A 21,534-nucleotide genomic window follows, 5' to 3' on the forward strand; every position below is an offset into this window, starting at 1 on the left:
TTTTTGTTGGTTTTAGAGGATAGAAGTGGAAGCTTCCCAAATGATACAAATTACAAAAATGGTAGCTTAAAATCCGGACAATCTTAATTGTATAAAAGCATCTCACATAGAAAAAGTATTTAATATCTATCATTAGGTGGAAAAAGCATACTCCATATTTAGTAGATAAAAAAACGTTTTATTTACATATCAGATACGTTCATTTGTATAGCCAATATCAAACATTTATTGCACGTACCGTGGAAATTAATTTGTCTAGTAGATTACACAAGTTAAAACTTATCAAGTATGATTGGTAATAAAAGTATTGCGAAATACAGTTTACCTGTAGTAATCTAAGCAGTTAAAGTTAAGTGAGCTTGGTCAATTTCCTCCAAGTATATGGCGATAATATCTATCTAAAAACTTAGGGATGATGTATACTAATACCGTAAAATTGTCTTCTGTAGTCGTAGCTGAACCTGGGGAGTCATACCAATCAAAAACAAATGTTTATAGATGGATTGAAGTACTCGTGGATTGTCCAGGAAGCTCAGAGCTATTTACATACGAAATACCACCTCAGTTAGAAATCAAACCAGGGGATATTTTGACTGTTCCTTTTGGGACGCAACAAGTGGGTGCGATCGCTATTCGCTTCTTGTCTCAACCGCCAGCAGATTTAGCACCAGAGAAAATTCGGGAAGTCGAAGATGTCGTCAGCAGAAAATTTTTCCCTAGCACCTATTGGGAATTACTCAATCGCATCGCTACTTATTACTATACGCCGCTAATTCAGGTAATTCGGGTGGCTTTACCACCAGGATTATTAGGGCGATCGCAACGTCGTCTGCGTTTGACATCCTTGGGAAGACATCAAGATGTCTCTAGCAATACTTCAGTGTTCATTTCACCCACAGCGCAACAAGTTTTATCGCTGCTGCAAAAAACTCCTACAGGTGACTACAGTTATTACTATATTCAACAAAAAGTTAAATCTTCCTATCGAGGAATTCGTGAACTAATCCGTTTGGGATTAGCAGAAAACTATTTAGAACCGCCCAGACAAAATCAACCAAAACTGCAAAAAGCAGTAACAATAATAGATAATAATGACCGAGATTTAACCACACGTCAAAAAGAAATTGTTGAAGTATTACGGCGACAAGGTGGAGAATTATGGCAAAGTGAATTATTACAAATTTGTAGTGCTAGTACTTCTATCCTCAAAACTTTGGTAGAAAAGAAATATATAGTAATTGAAGAACGGGAAATATTACGCAGAGAACAAAGTCCTCTCATGGCTGGGGATCAGGCAAAATCTTTAACAAATGCTCAAACTAACGCCCTAGAATTAATACAATCTTTAAATGGATTTGCTCAAGTTTTATTACATGGGGTAACAGGTTCAGGAAAAACGGAAGTATATTTGCAAGCGATCGCACCTCTCCTCAATCAAGGTAAATCTGCTTTAGTCTTAGTTCCCGAAATCGGACTCACACCCCAGCTAACAGATCGTTTTCGCGCTCGATTTGGAAACCGAGTCCAAGTTTATCACAGCGCCCTCTCCGACGGTGAACGCTACGACACATGGCGACAAATGTTCACTGGAGAACCTCAAGTAGTGATTGGGACTCGCAGCGCCATTTTTGCCCCTTTACCCAACTTGGGCTTGATCATCTTAGACGAAGAACACGACAGCAGCTTTAAACAAGATTCCCCCATTCCCACCTACCACGCCCGTACAGTCGCCCAATGGCGGGCTGAATTAGAACATTGTCCATTAATTTTGGGTTCTGCGACCCCTTCTTTAGAAAGTTGGGTGAGTCTGGGAGGAACCCCACCCCCTAGCCCCGCAAGCGAGGAGGGGGGACAGGAGATGATTCGGGAATCAACAATTTATCTTTCTCTTCCTGAACGGATTAACTCGCGTCCCTTACCACCGGTGGAAATAGTGGATATGCGTCGGGAGTTACAGGAGGGAAATCGGTCTATATTTAGTAGGTCTTTACAAGAAGCTTTAGAACAGCTACAGGAAAAGAAACAGCAGGGAATTTTATTTATTCATCGTCGGGGACATAGCACTTTTGTTTCTTGTCGCAGTTGTGGTTATGTATTGGAATGTCCACATTGTGATGTTTCTTTGGCTTATCACCATGTAGAAGAAGGTGCGCCGCAATTATTAAGGTGTCATTATTGTAATTATGGGCGATCGCATCCCCCCCACTGTCCAGAATGCAGTTCTCCCTATTTAAAGTTCTTCGGCAGCGGCACTCAACGCGTAGCACAGGAATTAAACCGCCAATTCCCCAACCTCAAATTAATTCGCTTTGATAGCGATACCACCCGCAACAAAGGCGCACACCGCAACTTACTCACCCAATTTGCAAACGGTGAAGCAGATTTATTAGTGGGAACACAAATGCTCACCAAAGGTTTAGACTTACCCCAAGTTACCCTTGTTGGTGTTGTCGCTGCTGATGGGTTACTACATTTATCAGACTATCGCGCCAATGAAAGAACATTTCAAACCCTTACCCAAGTAGCAGGACGTGCAGGAAGAGGAGAAGATCCAGGCAGGGTAATTGTGCAAACTTATACCCCAGAACATCCAGTCATTGCAGCAGTCCAAAAACATGATTATCACTCTTTCTCTAATGCAGAATTAGAACAAAGAGAAGCTCTTAATTATCCCCCTTATGGTAGGTTAATTTTATTGCGGTTGAGTAGTCTTGACCCCATTCAAGTCCAAAATACAGCCCAAATCATCGCTACAACCTTCAGCGATCAAGAAGGCTTTGAAATATTGGGGCCAGCACCAGCTAGTATTTTACGCGTAGCTAATCGTTATCGCTGGCAAATATTGCTCAAATTTGATCATGAGGCATTACCTAATTTACCTGACTGGCAAGAAATTAGAGCGCTTTGTCCCCCCTCAATCAGCTTAACAATAGATGTAGACCCCATCAATATTATGTAATAGTTCAAAGTTATGGTTAAAAAAGTTGCAATTATCGGTGCAGGCCCAGTGGTGTTCTTCTGGCTCATTACCTATTGCGTCGGGATGAAAAATATCAAATTGATATTTATGAACGTCGCAGCGATCCCCAGACTGTAAATTTCTCCAAAACACGCACCTTTCCCATTTCTCTCGGTGAACGGGGTGTAAATGCTTTACGTCAGATTCCCGGACTAGAGGAAGCAGTTAAAGCAGTTAGTGTGGAAATGACAGGAACAATTCTCCACGGAAAAAAAGGTAAAACTCAGGTAACTAGTAGAAAAAAACCGCTAGTAACTTTAGACCGTACTAACTTGGCAAATGTACTGTTAGAAAAATTACTAGAAAACTACGATAGTACTCGGCTTAATGTTCACTTTAACTGTCAATGTGTACAAGTAGATTTTGCAGCTAAAAAAGTAAACTTGCAAAAACTAAAACCAGAAACTTCTGCTGAAGAAATAGAATCTGAATTGACTATTGATTATGATTTATTAGTTGGTGCAGATGGTGCGCGTTCTGTGGTGAGAGAACATTTAATCAACACAGAAGAATTTGAATGTCAACAAAATTACGTTCCCAATGCTTACAAATCAATTTTTTTACCTAATCCAGATCAAACTCCAGGAATTAATTTAGAAAAAGACAAGGTTCACAGTTGGCGAATAAATGATGGTGTCGCTGTATTAATGCTGCATCAGCCAGATGCAACAATGAGTGGTGTAATTCTTTTTCCCCATGCTAAAAATCCGATAACAGAACTTACAGACGCTGAAAAAGTAACTAAGTTTTTTAAAGAAAATTTCCCAGAAATTGGTCAACTAATGCCAGAAGATGAAGCTGAAGCATTTTCACAAAGACCAATATCACAAGTTTTAACAGTTCGCTGCAATCGCTATCATTACGGTGATAGTATTCTATTAATTGGTGATGCTGCTCATGCAGTTTCTCCTTCTATTGGTCAAGGCTGTAATTCAGCATTAGAAGATGTGGTAGTTTTGGATAAATTGTTAGATGAATATGCTGATAATTTAGCACTAACCCTAGAGAATTATAGTATTATTCGTCAACCGGATGCTTTTGCATTACGAGAATTAAGTGACTATTGTTTTCCTACTTCTAAAAAATTATTTACTGAATTTATTATTCGCAATAGTTTAGGAAAAATTCTCCATCAAATATTTCCAAAAACTTTCTTTCCACCTATATTTGATGCGGTATTCGTAGCCGATATTTCCTATAGAGAAATTTTGTATAAAAACCAAAATTGGATATCCAAAGTCAAAAAATCGAATGATCAGTTTTTTGCTAATAAATAGTTAATATAGCAATCCTAATGTAAAATTAGTCATATTCTTACTTCTTCCTTTCTAGAGACGTTTCATGGGTAGGGATTCTCGTCTCTACGGTGTTTATTTGGCGCAACTTTACAGAGAATTGGTGTTACAAATAAATTAATAAAAAATTATGTAACAATGAATACCTTTAATATGAAAATTCGGGAGTAAGGATTTAGCTTAAATTTATACAGGTAAACTTGATATTGTGAACTGATCAGGATTTTTACGAAAATTCAGCAATTATAGAATATAATCATCTGCTAACCTCACTCTGGTTAATATATGGCAGAGTAAACGGTATTAACTTATACGATTAAGCTGTAAATGATGTAATAAAAGGATCATATATTTTAATTTTATTGAAAGTATATTTTGGTGAATGTATTGTATAAACAGATAATAATAACTAGCCAAATAGATGAGTAATAGTAGAATTGAAATATTCTTAACAACAACTTCCACAAGTATCGAGAATATAGTAAATCAAGATTGATACATTGAGGTGATATGTAGAGATCATCCAATCACTAGCAATCAAGTTTACCCGTAATTTAAGTATTATTTTTCAGAATTGACAGGCTAGAACTTCATTTTAATTGAGTAAAAACTATATGGGACAAGGTTTTTTACAAATTGCGTTAACGCTCCTTATTGTCATATTCATTACTCCCAAATTGGGAAGATACATAGCTAAGGTTTTCTTGGGAGAAAGCACAATTCTGGATGTGATCATGAACCCGATAGAGAGAATTCTCTATATATTAGTGGGTGTTCGTAAAAATGATGAGATGACAGGTTGGCAATATATCCGTGCAGTATTATGCAGCAACCTGGTTATGGGTATTTTTGTATATGCAGTACTCCATTATCAAAGACTTTTGCCCTGGAATCCCAATGGTTTTGGGGCGATGAGATGGGATACATTGCTACACACAACAATTTCTTTTTTGACTAATACAGATCAACAACACTATATCGGGGAAACGACTTTAAGCTACTTTAGCCAAATAGCAGCTTTAGGATTTTTAATGTTCACTTCGGCCGCAACTGGGTTAGCGGTAGGAATTGCTTTTATTCGGGGGTTAACGGGGAGGAAGTTAGGGAATTTTTATGTTGATCTCACCCGTGCCATTACCAGGATATTACTACCTCTGTCTATTATCGGTGCGATCGCACTCATCGCCTTAGGTGTACCACAAACATTAGATCAAACATTGGCGATCCAAACCTTAGAAGGAGGAACCCAATATATTGCTAGAGGACCAGTTGCTTCCTTTGAAAGCATCAAAATGTTAGGAGAAAACGGTGGTGGTTTTTTTGGTGCTAACTCCGCCCATCCCTTTGAAAATCCCAATGGCGCTTCTAATTTATTAGAAATGATCGCCATGCTTTCAATTCCCACATCCTTAATTTACACCTACGGCGTATTTGCCAACAACCTCAAACAAACTTGGTTACTGTTTTGGATGGTATTTGTCATTTTTGTGATTCTGATCTGGATTACAGCCGTTGGTGAAATGCAGGGAAATCCCCTGATTAACAAAATTGTGAGCGCCGAAATACCGAATTTGGAAGGGAAAGAACTGCGATTTGGCTGGGCAGAAACTGCATTATGGGCAGTCACCACTACTGCTACCATGTGCGGTGCTGTCAACGGCATGCATGATTCACTCATGCCTCAAGGAGTATTTTCTACCTTATTCAATTTATTTTTGCAAATAATTTGGGGAGGACAGGGAACAGGAACAGCTTATCTATTCATTTACCTAATTCTGACCGTGTTTTTAACCGGCTTAATGGTAGGACGCACCCCGGAATTTTTTGGACGCAAAATTGAACAAAGGGAAATCGTGCTGGCCAGCGTCGTGCTGCTGATTCATCCGATTTTGGTTTTGATTCCGAGTGCGATCGCTCTAGCATATCCCATATCTCTATCAGGAATCAGCAACCCCAGCTTTCACGGTATCTCTCAAGTAGTTTATGAATACGCCTCAGCCGCAGCAAATAATGGTTCTGGCTTAGAAGGGTTGAAAGATAACACTCTGTGGTGGAACTTAAGTTCTAGCTTCAGTATTTTAGCAGGGCGCTACATTCCCATTATCGCCATCCTCCTTTTAGCTGATAGTATGTCCCGCAAACCAAAAGTACCAGAAACCCGTGCTACTCTCAAAACCGATTCTCTCATGTTTACCAGCATCACCGCTGGCGTAACCATCATCTTAGGAGTACTAACATTCTTCCCAGTTTTAGCTTTAGGCCCCATAGCCGAAGCTTTTAAACTAGCTTCTGGAAATTAAGGGACTGGGGACTAGGGACTTCACAAGGGTAGGTTTTTAATATTGTCTGTGAAGGTAAGACTGGGAAGACAAGGAGGGAATGTAGACAAGGAAGATTTTCTACGCAAATACGAAACATACATATTGTTGTATGGTTTTCCTCCCTTGTCACCTTGTCCACCTTGTCTGCCAAGTCTTGCCCTCACGAGAATGTAAAAAACCTACACCTGTCAGGGACTGGGGACTGGGTAAAAGTTTTCCCAATTACCAATCACCAATCACCAATTACCAATTACCAATTACCAATTACCAATTACCAATTACCAATGACCTGATATATGAATTTTGCCGCAACAACCCCAAGACCAAAATCTTCCCGGACTCGTCCTAGCGATCGCCGTCCAAAACGCAAAAAAGCCCTAGTCAGCACCAAAGGACTCTACACTAGAGCAATTAGGGATACCTTTCTCAAACTCAACCCCAAATATGCCATCAAAAATCCCGTCATGTTTGTGGTCTGGTTAGGAACAATCATCACCCTAGCCCTCACAATTTATCCCCCACTATTTGGACCCGTCACCCAAAAAAACCCCCAACTTTTCAACGGCTTATTAACGGGAATTTTGTTTTCCACCGTGATGTTTGCTAATTTCGCTGAAGCATTGGCAGAAGGACGAGGAAAAGCCCAAGCCGACACATTGCGGTCTACTCGTTCAGAAACAACAGCCAAAAGAATCGTCGTTGATGGCACAATCACAGAAGTCTCTTCTACCAGCCTCAAACAAGGTGACACTGTTTACGTCGTAGCCGGTGATATCATCCCCGCTGACGGCGAAGTAATTCTGGGTGTCGCTTCCGTCGATGAATCAGCAATTACCGGCGAATCTGCACCAGTCCTCAAAGAACCAAGTTCAGATGTTGCTAGTTCCGTTACTGGTGGTACGCGCATCATCTCCGATGAATTAATTATCCGCATCACCGCTGACCCCGGCAAAGGATTTATTGACCGGATGATTGAATTAGTCGAAGGGGCAGAACGCAGTAAAACACCTAATGAAATTGCCTTGACAGCACTACTAACAGTTTTTACCCTCGTATTTCTATTTGTAGTCGTAACTCTGCCAGCCTTTGCCTATTATGTAAACAGTCCAATCAGCGTACCCATACTTATTGCCCTCTTAGTAGCACTCATCCCCACCACCATCGGCGGACTACTCAATGCAGTAGGCATCGCAGGTATGGATAGAGTAGCTCAATTTAACGTCATAGCCACCTCAGGCAGGGCAGTTGAAGCCTGTGGAGATATAAATACTCTCGTTCTCGATAAAACAGGAACAATCACTCTCGGCAATCGTTTAGCAGAACAATTTATACCCATCAACGGTCACTCAATGGCAGAAATTGCTAACGTTGCCCTAGCCGCTAGTATCTTTGACGATACTCCAGAGGGAAAATCTATTATCCGACTAGCAGAAAAATTTGGGGCAAAATTTGATATAGACCGTAAAAAATCCCAAGGAGTAGAATTTTCTGCCAAAACCTGCATGAGTGGGACTAATCTGCCTAGTGGACATGAAGCCCGCAAAGGTTCAGTAGCTGCAATTAAAGGATTTGTGCGTTCACGAAGTGGTTCCGCAGGAACATCGCGGAATGGACGCGAAAACCTAGAACTAGATACTGCTTACGAAGAAGTCTCTCAACAAGGAGGTACACCCTTGGCCGTTTGTTTAGATAACGAAATCTACGGTGTTATCTATCTCAAAGACATCATTAAACCAGGCATCCGCGAACGTTTTGACCAGTTGCGGCGCATGGGAGTTCGTACTATTATGCTAACCGGAGACAACCGTATCACAGCATCTGTTATTGCCAAAGAAGCGGGAGTAGATGAATTCATTGCCGAAGCCACTCCTGAAGATAAAATCAGCGTCATTCAACGGGAACAAGCAGAAGGTAAACTGGTGGCAATGACAGGAGATGGGACTAATGATGCCCCTGCTTTAGCCCAGGCAAATGTCGGTGTGGCAATGAATACAGGCACTCAAGCAGCAAAAGAAGCTGCTAATATGGTGGATTTGGATTCTGACCCCACAAAACTAATTGATATTGTCAGTATTGGTAAACAATTGCTGATTACTCGTGGGGCATTGACAACATTTTCAATTGCCAATGATATTGCTAAATATTTTGCTATTATCCCAGTAATATTTACAGCTGCTAATCTAGAAAGCTTGAATATTATGAAGTTAACCAGTGCTAATTCGGCGGTACTGTCGGCACTGATTTACAATGCTTTGATTATTCCAATCTTGATTCCTTTGGCCTTAAAGGGTGTCCAGTTTCGACCTTTGACAGCTAATCAACTTCTACAACGCAATATTTTAATTTATGGCTTAGGTGGAATAATTGCTCCATTTATTGCCATTAAATTTATAGATATGATCATCACTGTTGTCGGTTTAGCTTAACAATAAGGAATAGGGAATAGAGGAAGAGTTTTACCAATCACCAATCACCAATCACCAATCACCCATTATGGTATTTATTCAAGAAACTATCCGCGCCATTCGGATAACTATTTTACTTTGGTTGTTGACCGCAATTATCTATCCTCTGGCTATTTTACAATTTGGTCAGTTTGTCTTTCCTTCTTCAGCTAATGGCAGCATTGTTTTAAATATAGATGCTAAACCCATTGGTTCAGCTTTAATTGGTCAAGTTTTTACATCAGATAAATATTTTCATGGTCGTCCCAGTGTTGTCAGATATAGCCAAGGAAGAAGAGCTTATCTTACAGGTATCTCTGGTGCTAGTAATCTTGCTCCTAGTAATCCAGAGCTAACTAACAGAATTCTAGAACAAACTAATCAACTTCAAGATGAAAATATACAACCTTTGCCTGATTTAATTTACACGTCTGCGTCTGGTTTAGATCCCCATATTTCTTTGAAAGCGATACGACAGCAGTTAACAAGGGTAGCACGGGCAAGAAATATTAAAGAAGATGAAATAATACCCTTGATTAGTAAGTACACTGATGAAAGATTTTTAGGGATATTTGGTGAACCAGGTATTAATGTTTTACGTTTAAATTATGCTCTTGATTTGCAAGAACTGAACCGTCAACAAAATTAATAATTAAATTAATAATTGTCTATAGGGGCATATTGTAATACTCTTTTTCAATACTGTTCCCTATTACCTATAGAGATCCTAAAATAAGCAGGTTGGGGTTTTTATATCTCACTCAACTGAAAAACGCTATAATTGATTTTCTACAATTACGAATTATGCTAACTGATGCAAATTCTTCTTTATATTTAAAACGACGGGGAAAACACAAAATATTTATTGGTATGGCTCCCGGTGTAGGTAAAACCTACAAAATGTTAGAAGAAGGACAGTTGCTAAAACAGGAAGGAATTGATGTTGTAATCGGGTTATTGGAAACTCATGGACGTAAGGAGACGATCCAAAAATCTGAGGGGCTGGAAATTATACCTCCACAGTTAATGCCTCTAGGTGATTTGATGTTTCCTGAAATGGATACGGAGGCAATTATTAATCGTTTTCCTCAACTAGTTTTAATCGACGAACTCGCCCATACTAATATTCCTGGTTCTTTGAGAGAAAAACGCTATGAAGATGTGGAAGTAATTTTAGCAGCGGGTATTGATGTCTACTCGACTATGAATGTTCAACATTTGGAAAGTCTCAATGATTTAGTTGCCAGAATTACAGGTATAGTTGTACGTGAGCGAATCCCTGACCGCATTCTAGAGGAAGCTAATGAGGTTGTATTAGTTGATATTACACCGGAAACTTTACAAGAAAGGTTGCTAGAAGGGAAAATTTATGCACCTCAAAAAATTCAACAATCTCTAGATAATTTCTTCCAAAGACGTAACTTGATTGCTTTGCGAGAATTGGCTTTGCGGGAAGTGGCAGATAATGTGGAGGAAGATGCGTTAGCTTCTATACCTACAGAAAAATTCTGTAATATTCACGAACGGGTTTTAGTTTGTGTATCTACTTACCCCAATTCGGTGCAATTGTTGCGTCGGGGTGCTAGATTGGCTGGTTATATGAATGCTCCTATGTATGTTTTATTTGTGGCTGATCCTCAGCGCTTTCTCTCGAAAGAAGAAAGTCTACACGTTGATATTTGTGAGAAGTTATGTAAAGAGTTCACAGGTACTTTTATCAGAGTTAGCAGTAATAATATTGCCGATGCGATCGCAGAAGTTGCGGAAAAATACCACATTACCCAGATAGTCATTGGGGAAAGTCAGCGTTCTCGTTGGGAAATCCTCTTTAAAGGTTCTTTAACCCAAAAATTGGTACGTTTGTTGAAAAATGTTGATTTACATATTATTGCTACTGAAAAAACATCATTCTAAAAACTAATAGTGGCAACTTCTGGCTTTGATCTGGGTAATATTTGAGTTAAACTACCTGTTGAACTCACACCAGAAGCTCTGTAAATGCATCCGACTCGCGTTATAGGTTTAATCAGCGGCACTTCTGTAGATGGTATAGATGCTGCCTTAGTAGAGATTGTCGGTACAGATTTTGATCTAAAAGTTGAATTACTAGCCGGGGAAACATACGCTTACCCCGCTGAACTCCGAGACCGAATTTTGGCTATTTGTGGCGGTGCGCCTATTTCAATGGCAGAATTAGCAGAAATTGATGATGCGATCGCTCTAGTTTTTGCCCAAGCTGCCCAAAATATTCAAATAGGTCATCCACCAGCCACTTTAATTGGCTCCCACGGTCAAACTGTTTTTCATAGACCACCACAGGGAAACAGAGAGGAGAAAACCCAATCACTCGGCTATAGTCTACAACTCGGTCGGGGGGATATCATTGCTCGCGTTACAGGTATTCATACTATCAGCAATTTTCGTGTGGGTGATATTGCAGCTGGTGGTCATGGTGCGCCTCTTGTCCCCAGAATTGATGCTTTTTTACTGAGTCATCCCCAAGAAAGGCGTTGTATTCAAAATATTGGTGGTATTGGTAATGTAGCTTATATACCTCCTCGCCAAGATGACTGGCTGGACAAAATTTGTGCCTGGGACACGGGCCCAGGAAATAGTCTTTTGGATTTGGCTGTACATCATTTTAGTAATGGTGCTAAAACCTACGATGAAAATGGCGATTGGGCAGCTAGTGGTAATCCTTGTCATCCATTGGTAGACAGATGGCTGAGTCAAGATTATTTTCATTTACCACCACCTAAATCTACAGGTCGGGAATTATTTGGTGTGAGTTATCTACAGGATTGTTTAAAAGATTCCCAAACCTACGAACTCAGCCCCGCAGATGTGTTGGCGACAATTACAGAACTTACTGCAACTTCTATAGTTCACAGTTACCGGACTTTTTTACCGCAAATGCCAGACAGGGTATTTTTATGTGGCGGTGGTAGTCGGAATCTTTATTTAAAACATCGGTTAGAATTATTGTTGGCATCAGTACCAGTCTTAACTACAGATGAAGTAGGCTTAAGTGCAAATTTTAAGGAAGCGATCGCATTTGCGGTCTTAGCCTACTGGAGACAGCTAGGCATTCCCGGTAACTTACCCACTGCAACTGGAGCAGATCAAGAAGTGCTTTTAGGAGAAATGCACCAGAATATTTCTGTGTGTCTTTCATAACGTCAACTGATTTTATGGAATCGCTCTAATTGCAAAGTGTTGGATTAAAACAAGGAATGTAAAAGGTGACTCACAGTTTTTTATTAGAACCAGGGCGCTGGATCATGCAAGGAAGTTGGCTGGAACGAAATAGTATGCCAATCTGTTTTAAGGGCATGACTGTAGTCGTTTGGGATCGTGATGACTGGTTTTCTATGGCCACAAAGTTGGTGTTTCCTGGAAGCGATCGCGCAGAAATATCTTGCCAATATAAAGGCAGACTGCATGATAGCGACCGCCAATATACTTTTTTACTGCAACATAATCTTTTAGGCCAAGTAGAAGGTGAAGGCTGGATTTGTCCCGATACCATTGTCCAGCGTTTCTGGGTACTAGGCGATCGCGAACGTCGCAGCGGGTTTGAAACCCTACATCAGGTTTCTGATGATAATTACTACCTCACTAGCGGTATCCTGGCAGGCCATTTTTTGACCAGTACAATGGAAGCAAGTTTAGAGCGTCAACCAAACTAGTACAAGGAAAAGAGGCAAGCTTGATCACCTTTTTAAACTTTTTGCACCAGCTAGTTATTTTCACGGTTATGCACTAGGTAATCTAATTATAAAAAAGTGAATCTTATCAATCTTTAGTCACAAACAATTAACTAGGAGGGATTGATAATTTCCGGTTTCCTCATTTTCATTCAGTAAATATAACAGCGGATTTGTATACCAGTTGAAAAAAACTTAGTTTGTACGCAAGTATCCTCTAGATAAACAAAAAATTATTAGCAAAATTATCATTTTTTTCCGTAAATATACATAAAAAAACTGATAACTTGATTAGTACCCTACTGTTTGTTCGCTCAGTTCTCAAAACTGAAAAAATTACAAATCTACAAATGGCAGGTTTCATTCACGATTTTGGAACATGGGAGCCGAATTTTCTATGCCAGCAGACCCCAATACTGGTCGCTTACTCAGCAAACGCTACCAGCTCCAAGAGTTAATTGGTATTGGAGCAATGGGGCGGGTTTATCGTGCTAAAGATAATTTGTTGGGAGGTGTACCCGTAGCTATCAAGTTTCTTGCTATATCTATTCAAAACGAAAAAATGCGTTTGCAAGAACGTTTTGAGCGAGAAGCGAAAACCTGTGCCTTACTAGGTCAAAAAAGTCTGCACATTGTCCGTGTGATGGACTATGGCGTAGACGAAAATAATACTCCATACTACGTGATGGAATATTTGCAAGGAAAAAGCCTCAGCGATGTCATCCGTGACCAAAATCTTTCTTTATCTAGATTTTTGAGTATGTCTAGGCAGATTTGCCTGGGTTTACAGTGCGCTCATAATGGCATCCCAGTAGACGGAGCTATCTACTCAATTATTCATCGTGATATTAAGCCTAGCAATATGCTGGTGGTTCAAGATGATAGTTTTGGCGAACTAGTCAAGGTCTTAGACTTCGGAATTGCCAAGTTAATTATGTCAGATAGCGATCAGACCAAATTTTATTTGGGTACTCTAGCCTATTCTTCTCCAGAACAAATTGAGGGTAAGGAACTAGACAATCGCTCTGATATTTATAGCTTGGGTGTGATGATGTTTGAAATGCTCACAGCTAAGTTGCCCTTAGTCCCGTCTAATCATTCTTTTGGAGCATGGTATCAAATCCATAAATCGCAAAAGCCAAAGACTTTTGCCGAAGTTAATCCTATATTAAGGATACCAAAGCAGGTCGAAGATTTGGTAATGAGTTGTTTAGAAAAAAAACCAAGCGATCGCCCTCAAAGCATTAACGAGATTCTCAGTGTTTTAGTATCCGTAGAACAGCAGGAAAAAATACGTAAAAAAGCTAGTGAAAATACGCCTGCACTCAATCCTAACTTCACCGCTAAACAGCAAATTGAGCCGGAAAAGAAGCCAACAATTACTCCATTAGTACCCCCCCCCAGCCCCAGTAGTCGAAAAAATAATCAAAACTGAACTACGGGTAACAGCAATCAGCGATGATATGTCTCGCACGACTTCTTGGCCATTAAATAAACCAATTGCTGATATTGTTTTTCCCCAACCCATTTATAATAATGGTGAAGTTTTACCAGCTTTATGGGTCATGCTACCTGAACAGGAAATTCAAAAGCGTTTAGTTTGTACTCGCTATAATCAATTTCTTTTCATGTCTGTTCCCCATCCCATGCTGTTGTGGATTACTGTTATCTACAATCGCCAACATGGAGCTAAATGGTTACCTTATTATGTTGATCTCAAAACCAATTTTGGTCAGGAGATTGTGCGCTTACTTCAACATACAGGTCATTATCGCTTGTTGTTCTTTGCACGAGAAACACCCACTCGCTGTACCCATATCCTCCCTTCCAGCATTGCCCCTGTCCAATGTCAACGACTAAAAGAGTGGTTGGAAGCAAGTAAAATATCAACATCATCTGCCGATGCTCAAGTTAGTAAAACTTTTCTTAAACAAGAGTATGAAAAAATTAAACCGCAGATTTTAGCTAGACTGCAAACAATGGATACAGATTCACCATTTGACCTCTCTGGCTAGATTTTAGATGAATATATTACAAGTATTATAAATAACCGGAAAGTATTTAATCAGATAAAGTAAACTTTTGTAAAGAAAAGCTTTCTATCTTGGCAAATTATAGTTAGATAAATAAAGTGTCAGCCTTAATGATACTCTATGTTTAGACTGGTATGATTATCAGTGCAAATTAGAATCAAGCTCTAGCTACAATGTCTCTACAGGTGAAAGTAATTTGAGGTAGACAAAATTTAGAAGTTTGTCTGACTTTTAAATACTAGTATCATTTTAGGGAAGTTTTGAGTTAAGTGATACTAAGTTTAAACCTATGACTTGACTGTGAATTTACTTCCTGAGTCAAGGTTAAGCATTCTAGAAGGTAAGTTTGAAGGATTGAAGTTGACGCCCCAGCATCCCCAGCTCTTTTCCTCTGGTGGAAACCAGCAAGAGAAGGAGGTCGCCCACTGCGACAAAAGAAGATTTACTCTATGCCATAGTGGAGCCTGAATCTAATCCCCACTGATGCTTGAGAAGCTCCTTATAGGTTTCCTCCTTGACAACCATTTGTTCATAGAGCTTAACTAAAAAGTCTTGTGCTTGTTCATGGCTCATGTGCTTAACTTGTGTTGCAAATGAGCGGATGTTAAACTGTTGTTCCAAGGAAAGCTGAATTGGTTGATTCATAGTTAAAACCAAAAAAACAACTCGTAAAAGTGATATTGGTTACAGAAAGGCCAAAATGATCATATTTGGGCTGATATCTATCCTAACGTTTGTTCGCCTTTAATTAAGAAAGATAACAATTGTTGGACAAATTGCCCAGTCATTTAGGTCTAACTTTTCTGCTTTGGTCGTCTGCACTTAACTCTACTGGCACATTACCCAAGCTTGGTCAGGCATATTTTGGCTAAATAGACCTGTTTACAAACTCAGGTGCTTGAAAGCAAGACCAGATTAAGTTGGGTTAATCTCCTTGTCGTTGGGACTAGCAAGGGTAAGAGGTGCAAAATGTCAATTACTCAGATTATATAAATTTAACCTCAATTCGGATGAATTTAAAGGTTACAGATATTTTTATCAATTTGTAAATAGAAAAAATGCTCAAATTGAACAAAATGCTGAGTATATTTACTCGATTTATCAATTGTCAATGGTAATTGGTCAATAATTGATGATTTAATTTATTACCAAAAACTTATAGCAGTGATCATAGGGGCCTATTAAAATACGCCCCTACAGCAGTAAAACCTTCTAGCTGAATGGTTTTGTTAATGAATTTACCCCGTTATCTCTTTCCCAGTCTCCGACTGGGAATACTATCACAGAGGCTCTGCCTAAAGTTATTACCTGCAACTGACAATATAAATTAAGAATTTTCCTCAACAGCAACAAGGACGATGGTGATATTGTCGTGTCCACCTTCCTCTTTTGCTGCTTCGACTAGAGCAAAGGCGGCTTTATCTAGCCAAGGAGTATCTTGGAGATGGCTAGAAATCTTTTGATCAACCAGTTCCTCGGTGAGTCCATCACTACATAAGAGCAAGCGATCGCCAACTTTGATATCTAATGCTTGTATATCAACATGATTAAAGTCTTCACGCCCCAAACAACGTGACAAAACATGGCGATAGGGATGCAATCTGGCTTCTTCAACTGAGATATCACCGATTTTGATGGCTCTGGCGATCCAAGTATGATCTTCTGTGATTTGCTCCAGTTTGGATTCTCGCCAGCGGTATAGTCTTGAATCTCCGATATGAGCGCACAACGGCTGTTCTTGTGGAGGAAAAACCACTACTACAGCTGTTGTCCCCATGTCGGAACGCTCAGGATGATTTTGTTGATCTTGCAAAATTGCTTTATTAGCTGTTAATAAAGCTTGTTCTAATAATTTTTGTGCAGATTCTGAAGATTGCCAATTTGCGCCCAAATAAGCCTGAATTTCTTGGGTAGCAATGCGGCTTGCTTCTTCACCTCCGGCATGACCACCCATACCATCAGCAACTATAAAAAATCGCCCTTCAGGGTCTATATAGTAAGCATCTTGATTATTAGCACGAATAAGTCCCGGATCGGTACAACCCGTGAAGTTCAGTTTCATAGATTTTCGAGCAACAATTAATACTTTTGATCATAACGGTCAAGGCGCAAAAGCAGACGAATCAGCAAGAATGATATTGCTGCTGCAATTAAACCAATGAAAACTGCTAACCACAGAAACTTGCCAACCAAGAGAATTGTGGCTGCAATTGTAAAACCACTGATTATAAGAGCATAGCTCATTCCGAGTTGAATGTTACTCTGTCTGCGTATGAGTCTTTCTGTTTCTACAGAACGAACTCGCAGACGAATATCTCCACGTTCGATTTTGTCGAGTGTGTCTTCTAGTCTACGCGGTAATCCGAATGCAGTACTGCTGACTTGTACGGCTTGACGACTTAACTCATTCAAGAAACTATTCCCCTCTAAACCATTGTTATCAGTCATAAGTTGCATTGCATAAGGTTGGGCAACTTCCATAAAATTAAAATCTGGATCTAAGCCCTTGCCTACCCCCTCTAGGGTAGAAAAGGCACGCATGACAAAGGTAAAAGTTGCTGGAAATCTAAATGGTTGATTGTAAGCTATTTCATAAAGGTCTTCACTAATGGCGGCGACGGATTGATTTTCAAAGGGCTTATCCATGAAATTATCCAGCATATACTGAACCGAACGCCGTACAGGCCCCATGTCATCTACAGGGGCGATCGCTCCCAAATCAACAAGAGACTGAACCACGCGATCGCCATCTTTTTGAGCAATGCCAAACAGGGTTTGCATTAAACCCTCTCGTACATTGGATTTAATCGTCCCCATCATGCCAAAATCGTAGAAAATCAAAGCCCCATTTGGGCTAACTGCGAGATTACCAGGGTGGGGATCAGCGTGGAAGAAACCATTATTTAGTAGCTGATGTAGGTAAGCTTGAGCGCCATAACGAGCGATCGCTTTCCGATCCACACCCGCAGCTTCCAAAGTTTCATACTGACTAATTTTAATCCCAGGTAAATACTCCAAAGTAATTACTCTAGAAGTAGCATAACGCCAGTAAACTCGTGGCACATTTACCCAGTCGTAATCCCGAAAATTCCGGCGAAAAGTATCAGCGTTGCGACCTTCATTGAGATAATCAATTTCTTCCCATAGAATGCGACAACATTCTTCATAAATTCCAATCCAATCCCTTCCCCTGCCCCATTTGGGATGATTTTGAAAATAGCGGGCAATACCCTTAAGAATTTGTAAATCAATTTCAAATAGCTTTTTGAGTCCAGGACGTTGCACCTTGACTACAACCGATTCCCCAGAATGCAATATAGCCTTGTGAACTTGTCCCAAACTGGCAGCAGCTAAAGGAACAGGTTCAAAACTATGAAATAGTTCAGGAATCTTTTTACCTAATTCCTGCTCAATAATTGCTTCTACTTGCTCATAGCTAAATGCTGGAACTCTGTCTTGTAACTTAGAAAGTTCTTCAACATATTCACTAGGAAAAATGTCAGCACGGGTAGAGAACAATTGCCCAACCTTAATAAAAGTTGGCCCCAATTCTAAAAACGTATTGCGAATCCAGATAGCTTGGGCTTTACGTCTATCGCTTTGCTTCTCCTCTGTCATTCCTCCAGAGTAACTCCAAGCTTTGTTATAGCGCCAAAGCTTAAACATTAACGTTAGCACGAAAGACCAAATATCTACAAAGCGCCGTTTGCTAGAATAATTTTCCCGATTCCAACGGTATGCCTGATCTGAATAACCTTTGTCCATATTTTTTGTGTACCGTCGGGTATTCACCGAATTACCAGTAAAAAGAGACACTTTGATTCCTAAAATTTTTTTGATATAGAAGAAAAACCGATTTAGGGTAGTTGGTAATTGGGAATGGCTAAAGCTTCCGGAGGGAATACAATTTCCTCAGATTATAAGGATGATCAAAAGATTAATCTTATTCATCCTTAAATCCTGATGAGTAATTAGAAACAGCCCATTACCAATTACCCGTTATCAGCCCTGACGAGATAGCAACTTGGTTAGTTACCTCTATGTTGCTCTTTATTTTGAACTAGTGCGATATTTTTGCAGTTCGGTTCTTAAGAGGGCAATTTCGGCTCGTAATTCATCAATTTCTGCTTGTAAGTCAACTGAACCAGCATTAGTTTGGGTAGTACCTGGAGTTCTTCCAGATCCAGCCGTTTCCGCCGCTCGATTAGCTCGTGTTATAACTTCATCTGTAAATTGGCGTAGTTGCTCTCTAGCTTCTGCATCAAATTTGCCTAGTTCACTTAAAGCATCAGTCAAGGCGACTTCTACACGCTCATTAATGACTTCAGCTACTGCTCTGCCTACAAAAAAGGCTTGCACAAGGGGATTACTCATAAATTTTTGTAACGTTGCTCCGCAAGAGAATTATAGCTTGCCTGGATGCTGGAATGCTTCTATCTGAAACATTGGCATTGCAACCACAAAAACCAAATAAAAACATATATATCATTTTTGTCAAGAAATGTTACTGCGTAATATTACTCTGTTAATCCGCAATTTTCACATATTGCGATCAAATCGCCCATAACGTGCGGATGTAAAATGATCAGGATTTGATTGATTGCATAACCAAGCCCACATTTGATCACCAAAAGAAAAATGCCACCATTCTCTGGGATTACGTTGAAATCCTGCTTTTAACATCACATCATGTAACAATTGACGATGAGCATGATACTGCTGGTTACTACTAGCATAATAATCAGGGTGCGATCGCACCGACATCTCATCAATCGGTGAACCCATATCCACAACCACCCCATCATCATCTACCAGAGTCACATCTACCGCAGCCCCCGTACTGTGAGGAGGGGGAGTATTCAGATCTAAACTGGGTACAGCCCAAATTTCATAAACCGCTTGCCAAACTTCTTCCCTTTGCTGGGGTGATAAATCTGCCTCAATCAATCCCCTATCCTGCAAAGCTTCCGCAAAACTGTAATCTACCATAAACTGCTGCACAGCCACCGGGCGATAAGCATCAAATATCTGGAGATGCCAATGAGGACGCAGCAATTGTAAATAATTTTGTGCCTTGATCAAACTTTCAATCACACTATGACGCAGAAAATAAGGTGAATATTCCCCATAGGTAGCACCCAACTTTTCATAAGGATGAGGAGATTCCAGCGCAAACAGTTCTAAGGGAATCTTAATCAACGGTTCACCACATTCAATAATTGGGATTTGGTGATAAGGTCGCATAGAAATTTTAGTAATTAAACAGATCCAAGATTACTTCTCATGTTGACAGCAAGACTTTTCCTTTATTTCTGGAACAGGATCATAACCACCTGGATGAAACGGATGACAGCGCAAAATCCGCCAAATACCCATCCAACCACCACGTAGTACACCATAGCGTTCAATCGCTTCCATAGCATACATCGAACAAGTTGGTTGAAAACGACAAGTGGGGGGAAACAGGGGTGAAATGAATAAGCGATAGCCTTTAATTAGCCAAATCAATAATATTTTCATATCTGAAATTTAATAAAGTAGTATCAAAGATGAAAGTTTATTTGTTGTATCATTCTTGAATACATTACTTAGTTTAGAATCCATTTACCCATTATGGCTGCAAATTTTACCTCCTGCCGCTTGGGTTTTACTAGTCATCCTCACCGCTTGGGGAGTTAGTCGTTCTCCTCAAAGTGAACCCGAACTTATCCGCAAAATAGCTCATATTGGCATTGGTAACGTCATCTTGATTGCTTGGTGGCTAAATATCCCCCCCATAATCGGGATTACATCTGCAATTTTAGGCTGTGCCATCACCTTATTGTCCTATATATTCCCAATTTTGCCGGGAATTAATAGCGTTGGCCGCCAAAGTTTAGGAACATTTTTTTATGCTCTTAGTATCGGTATTTTAATTGCTTATTTTTGGTATTTAGAGCAACCCCAGTATGCTGCACTAGGAATTATGATTATGGCTTGGGGAGACGGATTAGCAGCTTTAATTGGACAGAGATTTGGTAAACACAAATATATACTCTTTGGCTCACAAAAAAGTTGGGAAGGTTCCTTAACAATGACTGTGGTTAGCTGCTTGGTTACTATTGTTATTTTACTGGCAATACAAGGAAATATCTGGCAAACTTGGGTAATTTCTTTAGCAGTAGCCATCATAGCTACAGTTTTAGAAGCTTTTTCATTTTTGGGTATTGATAATTTAACAGTTCCTTTAGGTAGTGCAGCAGCAGCTTATATGTTAATTAAGCTATTAGTATTGAATTGAATTATCCATATTTTTTAGGACTTACATAAAAATTCTCTACCACCCTCTTTCTTACCCTACGAGAATGCCTCCGGGGCAGGTGTACTTTGCGATACGGTTCTTTATGATTTTGCGTAAGTCCTGTTTTGTAAGAGATTAAACCCGTTTTCAATGGCAACATCTGTAGGGGCAGAGTTTCCCTGGGGTCGATTGTATTGTATCTGATCGAAAACCACTATATTTTCTAATTGCATAGATTTAGCTGTTCTGAAATTTGGTATTAGCTTTGGTCAGTAAAAAGAGTCAATTTGTATCTTAAGTTGGCAAATCTCTTTAATAACATCCAATATCGTTAATACCCACTCTAAGAATATTCATATATCTGTAAAAATTAAAAGATTTTATATCTACTTTGAGAAGTAAAACTATAACCTTGACTTTCTAACCTTAGGTTTA

Annotated in this window: 15 protein-coding genes and 1 pseudogene; 10 read left to right on the forward strand and 6 right to left on the reverse strand. The window is 39.7% G+C overall.

From position 1 onward, the window contains the following. Positions 1-415 precede the first annotated feature (415 nt). The 9 genes and pseudogenes from priA (at position 416) to AC012T_RS04600 (ending at position 14,801) form a co-directional block, all read left to right on the forward strand. The gene (gene priA, locus AC012T_RS04560) at positions 416-2,959 is read left to right on the forward strand and encodes a primosomal protein N' (protein ID WP_487066438.1); all 2,544 of its coding nucleotides are present in this window, start codon (positions 416-418) and stop codon (positions 2,957-2,959) included. A 74-nt stretch (positions 2,960-3,033) separates the two neighbouring features. After that, complete coding sequence (locus AC012T_RS04565; RefSeq protein ID WP_487063498.1) at positions 3,034-4,296, forward strand: FAD-dependent oxidoreductase; 1,263 nt, start codon at positions 3,034-3,036, stop codon at positions 4,294-4,296. A gap of 632 nt (positions 4,297-4,928) precedes the next feature. Beyond that, on the forward strand, positions 4,929-6,614 hold the full coding sequence (gene kdpA / locus AC012T_RS04570; RefSeq protein WP_487063500.1) for a potassium-transporting ATPase subunit KdpA: 1,686 nt from the start codon (positions 4,929-4,931) through the stop codon (positions 6,612-6,614). 317 nt (positions 6,615-6,931) lie between these two features. Beyond that, positions 6,932-9,061, forward strand: a complete 2,130-nt coding sequence (kdpB, locus tag AC012T_RS04575; RefSeq protein WP_487063502.1) for a potassium-transporting ATPase subunit KdpB — start codon at positions 6,932-6,934, stop codon at positions 9,059-9,061. A gap of 67 nt (positions 9,062-9,128) precedes the next feature. Then, positions 9,129-9,728, forward strand: a complete 600-nt coding sequence (kdpC, locus tag AC012T_RS04580; protein WP_487063504.1) for a K(+)-transporting ATPase subunit C — start codon at positions 9,129-9,131, stop codon at positions 9,726-9,728. Positions 9,729-9,883: 155 nt separating this feature from the next. After that, positions 9,884-10,993 (forward strand): universal stress protein, encoded by a 1,110-nt coding sequence (locus tag AC012T_RS04585; protein ID WP_487063506.1) that lies wholly within the window; start codon positions 9,884-9,886, stop codon positions 10,991-10,993. An 84-nt stretch (positions 10,994-11,077) separates the two neighbouring features. Further along, positions 11,078-12,256 carry an anhydro-N-acetylmuramic acid kinase gene (locus tag AC012T_RS04590; RefSeq protein WP_487063508.1) on the forward strand — a complete coding sequence of 393 codons (1,179 nt, stop codon included), beginning with the start codon at positions 11,078-11,080 and terminating at the stop codon, positions 12,254-12,256. A gap of 65 nt (positions 12,257-12,321) precedes the next feature. Further along, positions 12,322-12,768 carry a hypothetical protein gene (locus tag AC012T_RS04595; protein ID WP_438893137.1) on the forward strand — a complete coding sequence of 149 codons (447 nt, stop codon included), beginning with the start codon at positions 12,322-12,324 and terminating at the stop codon, positions 12,766-12,768. 415 nt (positions 12,769-13,183) lie between these two features. Then, positions 13,184-14,801 (forward strand): annotated as a pseudogene (locus tag AC012T_RS04600) (serine/threonine-protein kinase). Positions 14,802-15,266: 465 nt separating this feature from the next. On the opposite strand, the gene AC012T_RS04605 reads toward AC012T_RS04600, so the two are convergent. The 6 genes from AC012T_RS04605 to yidD form a co-directional block, all read right to left on the reverse strand. After that, the gene (locus AC012T_RS04605; RefSeq protein WP_015212684.1) at positions 15,267-15,464 is read right to left on the reverse strand and encodes an NblA/ycf18 family protein; all 198 of its coding nucleotides are present in this window, start codon (positions 15,462-15,464) and stop codon (positions 15,267-15,269) included. Between the two features lie 682 nt (positions 15,465-16,146). Next, entirely contained in the window at positions 16,147-16,881 is a 735-nt protein-coding gene (locus AC012T_RS04610) for a Stp1/IreP family PP2C-type Ser/Thr phosphatase (RefSeq protein WP_487063510.1), read from the reverse strand. Between the two features lie 17 nt (positions 16,882-16,898). Next, positions 16,899-18,584, reverse strand: a complete 1,686-nt coding sequence (locus AC012T_RS04615; protein ID WP_487066440.1) for an ABC1 kinase family protein — start codon at positions 18,582-18,584, stop codon at positions 16,899-16,901. A gap of 285 nt (positions 18,585-18,869) precedes the next feature. Next, the gene (locus AC012T_RS04620; protein ID WP_487063512.1) at positions 18,870-19,193 is read right to left on the reverse strand and encodes a DUF6825 family protein; all 324 of its coding nucleotides are present in this window, start codon (positions 19,191-19,193) and stop codon (positions 18,870-18,872) included. A gap of 165 nt (positions 19,194-19,358) precedes the next feature. Continuing rightward, entirely contained in the window at positions 19,359-20,063 is a 705-nt protein-coding gene (locus tag AC012T_RS04625; protein WP_487063514.1) for a M15 family metallopeptidase, read from the reverse strand. Positions 20,064-20,093: 30 nt separating this feature from the next. Next, positions 20,094-20,339, reverse strand: coding sequence for a membrane protein insertion efficiency factor YidD (yidD, locus tag AC012T_RS04630; RefSeq protein WP_487063516.1), 246 nt, complete (start codon positions 20,337-20,339; stop codon positions 20,094-20,096). Positions 20,340-20,394: 55 nt separating this feature from the next. Between yidD and AC012T_RS04635 the strand changes: the two genes are divergently transcribed. Next, a complete protein-coding gene (locus AC012T_RS04635; protein ID WP_487063518.1) occupies positions 20,395-21,099 on the forward strand; it encodes a diacylglycerol/polyprenol kinase family protein in 705 nt (234 codons plus the stop codon). The last annotated feature ends 435 nt before the right edge of the window (positions 21,100-21,534 follow it).

The sequence above is a fragment of the Anabaena sp. EIM26 genome (assembly GCF_057568715.1).

Bases quoted from the DNA above. Each gene is read 5' to 3' on its own strand.
- AC012T_RS04610 (WP_487063510.1), bottom strand. From the start codon at position 16,881: ATGAAACTGAACTTCACGGGTTGTACCGATCCGGGACTTATTCGTGCT.
- kdpB (WP_487063502.1), top strand. From the start codon at position 6,932: ATGAATTTTGCCGCAACAACCCCAAGACCAAAATCTTCCCGGACTCGT.
- AC012T_RS04625 (WP_487063514.1), bottom strand. From the start codon at position 20,063: ATGCGACCTTATCACCAAATCCCAATTATTGAATGTGGTGAACCGTTG.
- AC012T_RS04615 (WP_487066440.1), bottom strand. From the start codon at position 18,584: ATGGACAAAGGTTATTCAGATCAGGCATACCGTTGGAATCGGGAAAAT.
- kdpA (WP_487063500.1), top strand. From the start codon at position 4,929: ATGGGACAAGGTTTTTTACAAATTGCGTTAACGCTCCTTATTGTCATA.
- yidD (WP_487063516.1), bottom strand. From the start codon at position 20,339: ATGAAAATATTATTGATTTGGCTAATTAAAGGCTATCGCTTATTCATT.
- AC012T_RS04590 (WP_487063508.1), top strand. From the start codon at position 11,078: ATGCATCCGACTCGCGTTATAGGTTTAATCAGCGGCACTTCTGTAGAT.
- AC012T_RS04585 (WP_487063506.1), top strand. From the start codon at position 9,884: ATGCTAACTGATGCAAATTCTTCTTTATATTTAAAACGACGGGGAAAA.
- AC012T_RS04620 (WP_487063512.1), bottom strand. From the start codon at position 19,193: ATGAGTAATCCCCTTGTGCAAGCCTTTTTTGTAGGCAGAGCAGTAGCT.
- priA (WP_487066438.1), top strand. From the start codon at position 416: ATGTATACTAATACCGTAAAATTGTCTTCTGTAGTCGTAGCTGAACCT.
- AC012T_RS04605 (WP_015212684.1), bottom strand. From the start codon at position 15,464: ATGAATCAACCAATTCAGCTTTCCTTGGAACAACAGTTTAACATCCGC.
- kdpC (WP_487063504.1), top strand. From the start codon at position 9,129: ATGGTATTTATTCAAGAAACTATCCGCGCCATTCGGATAACTATTTTA.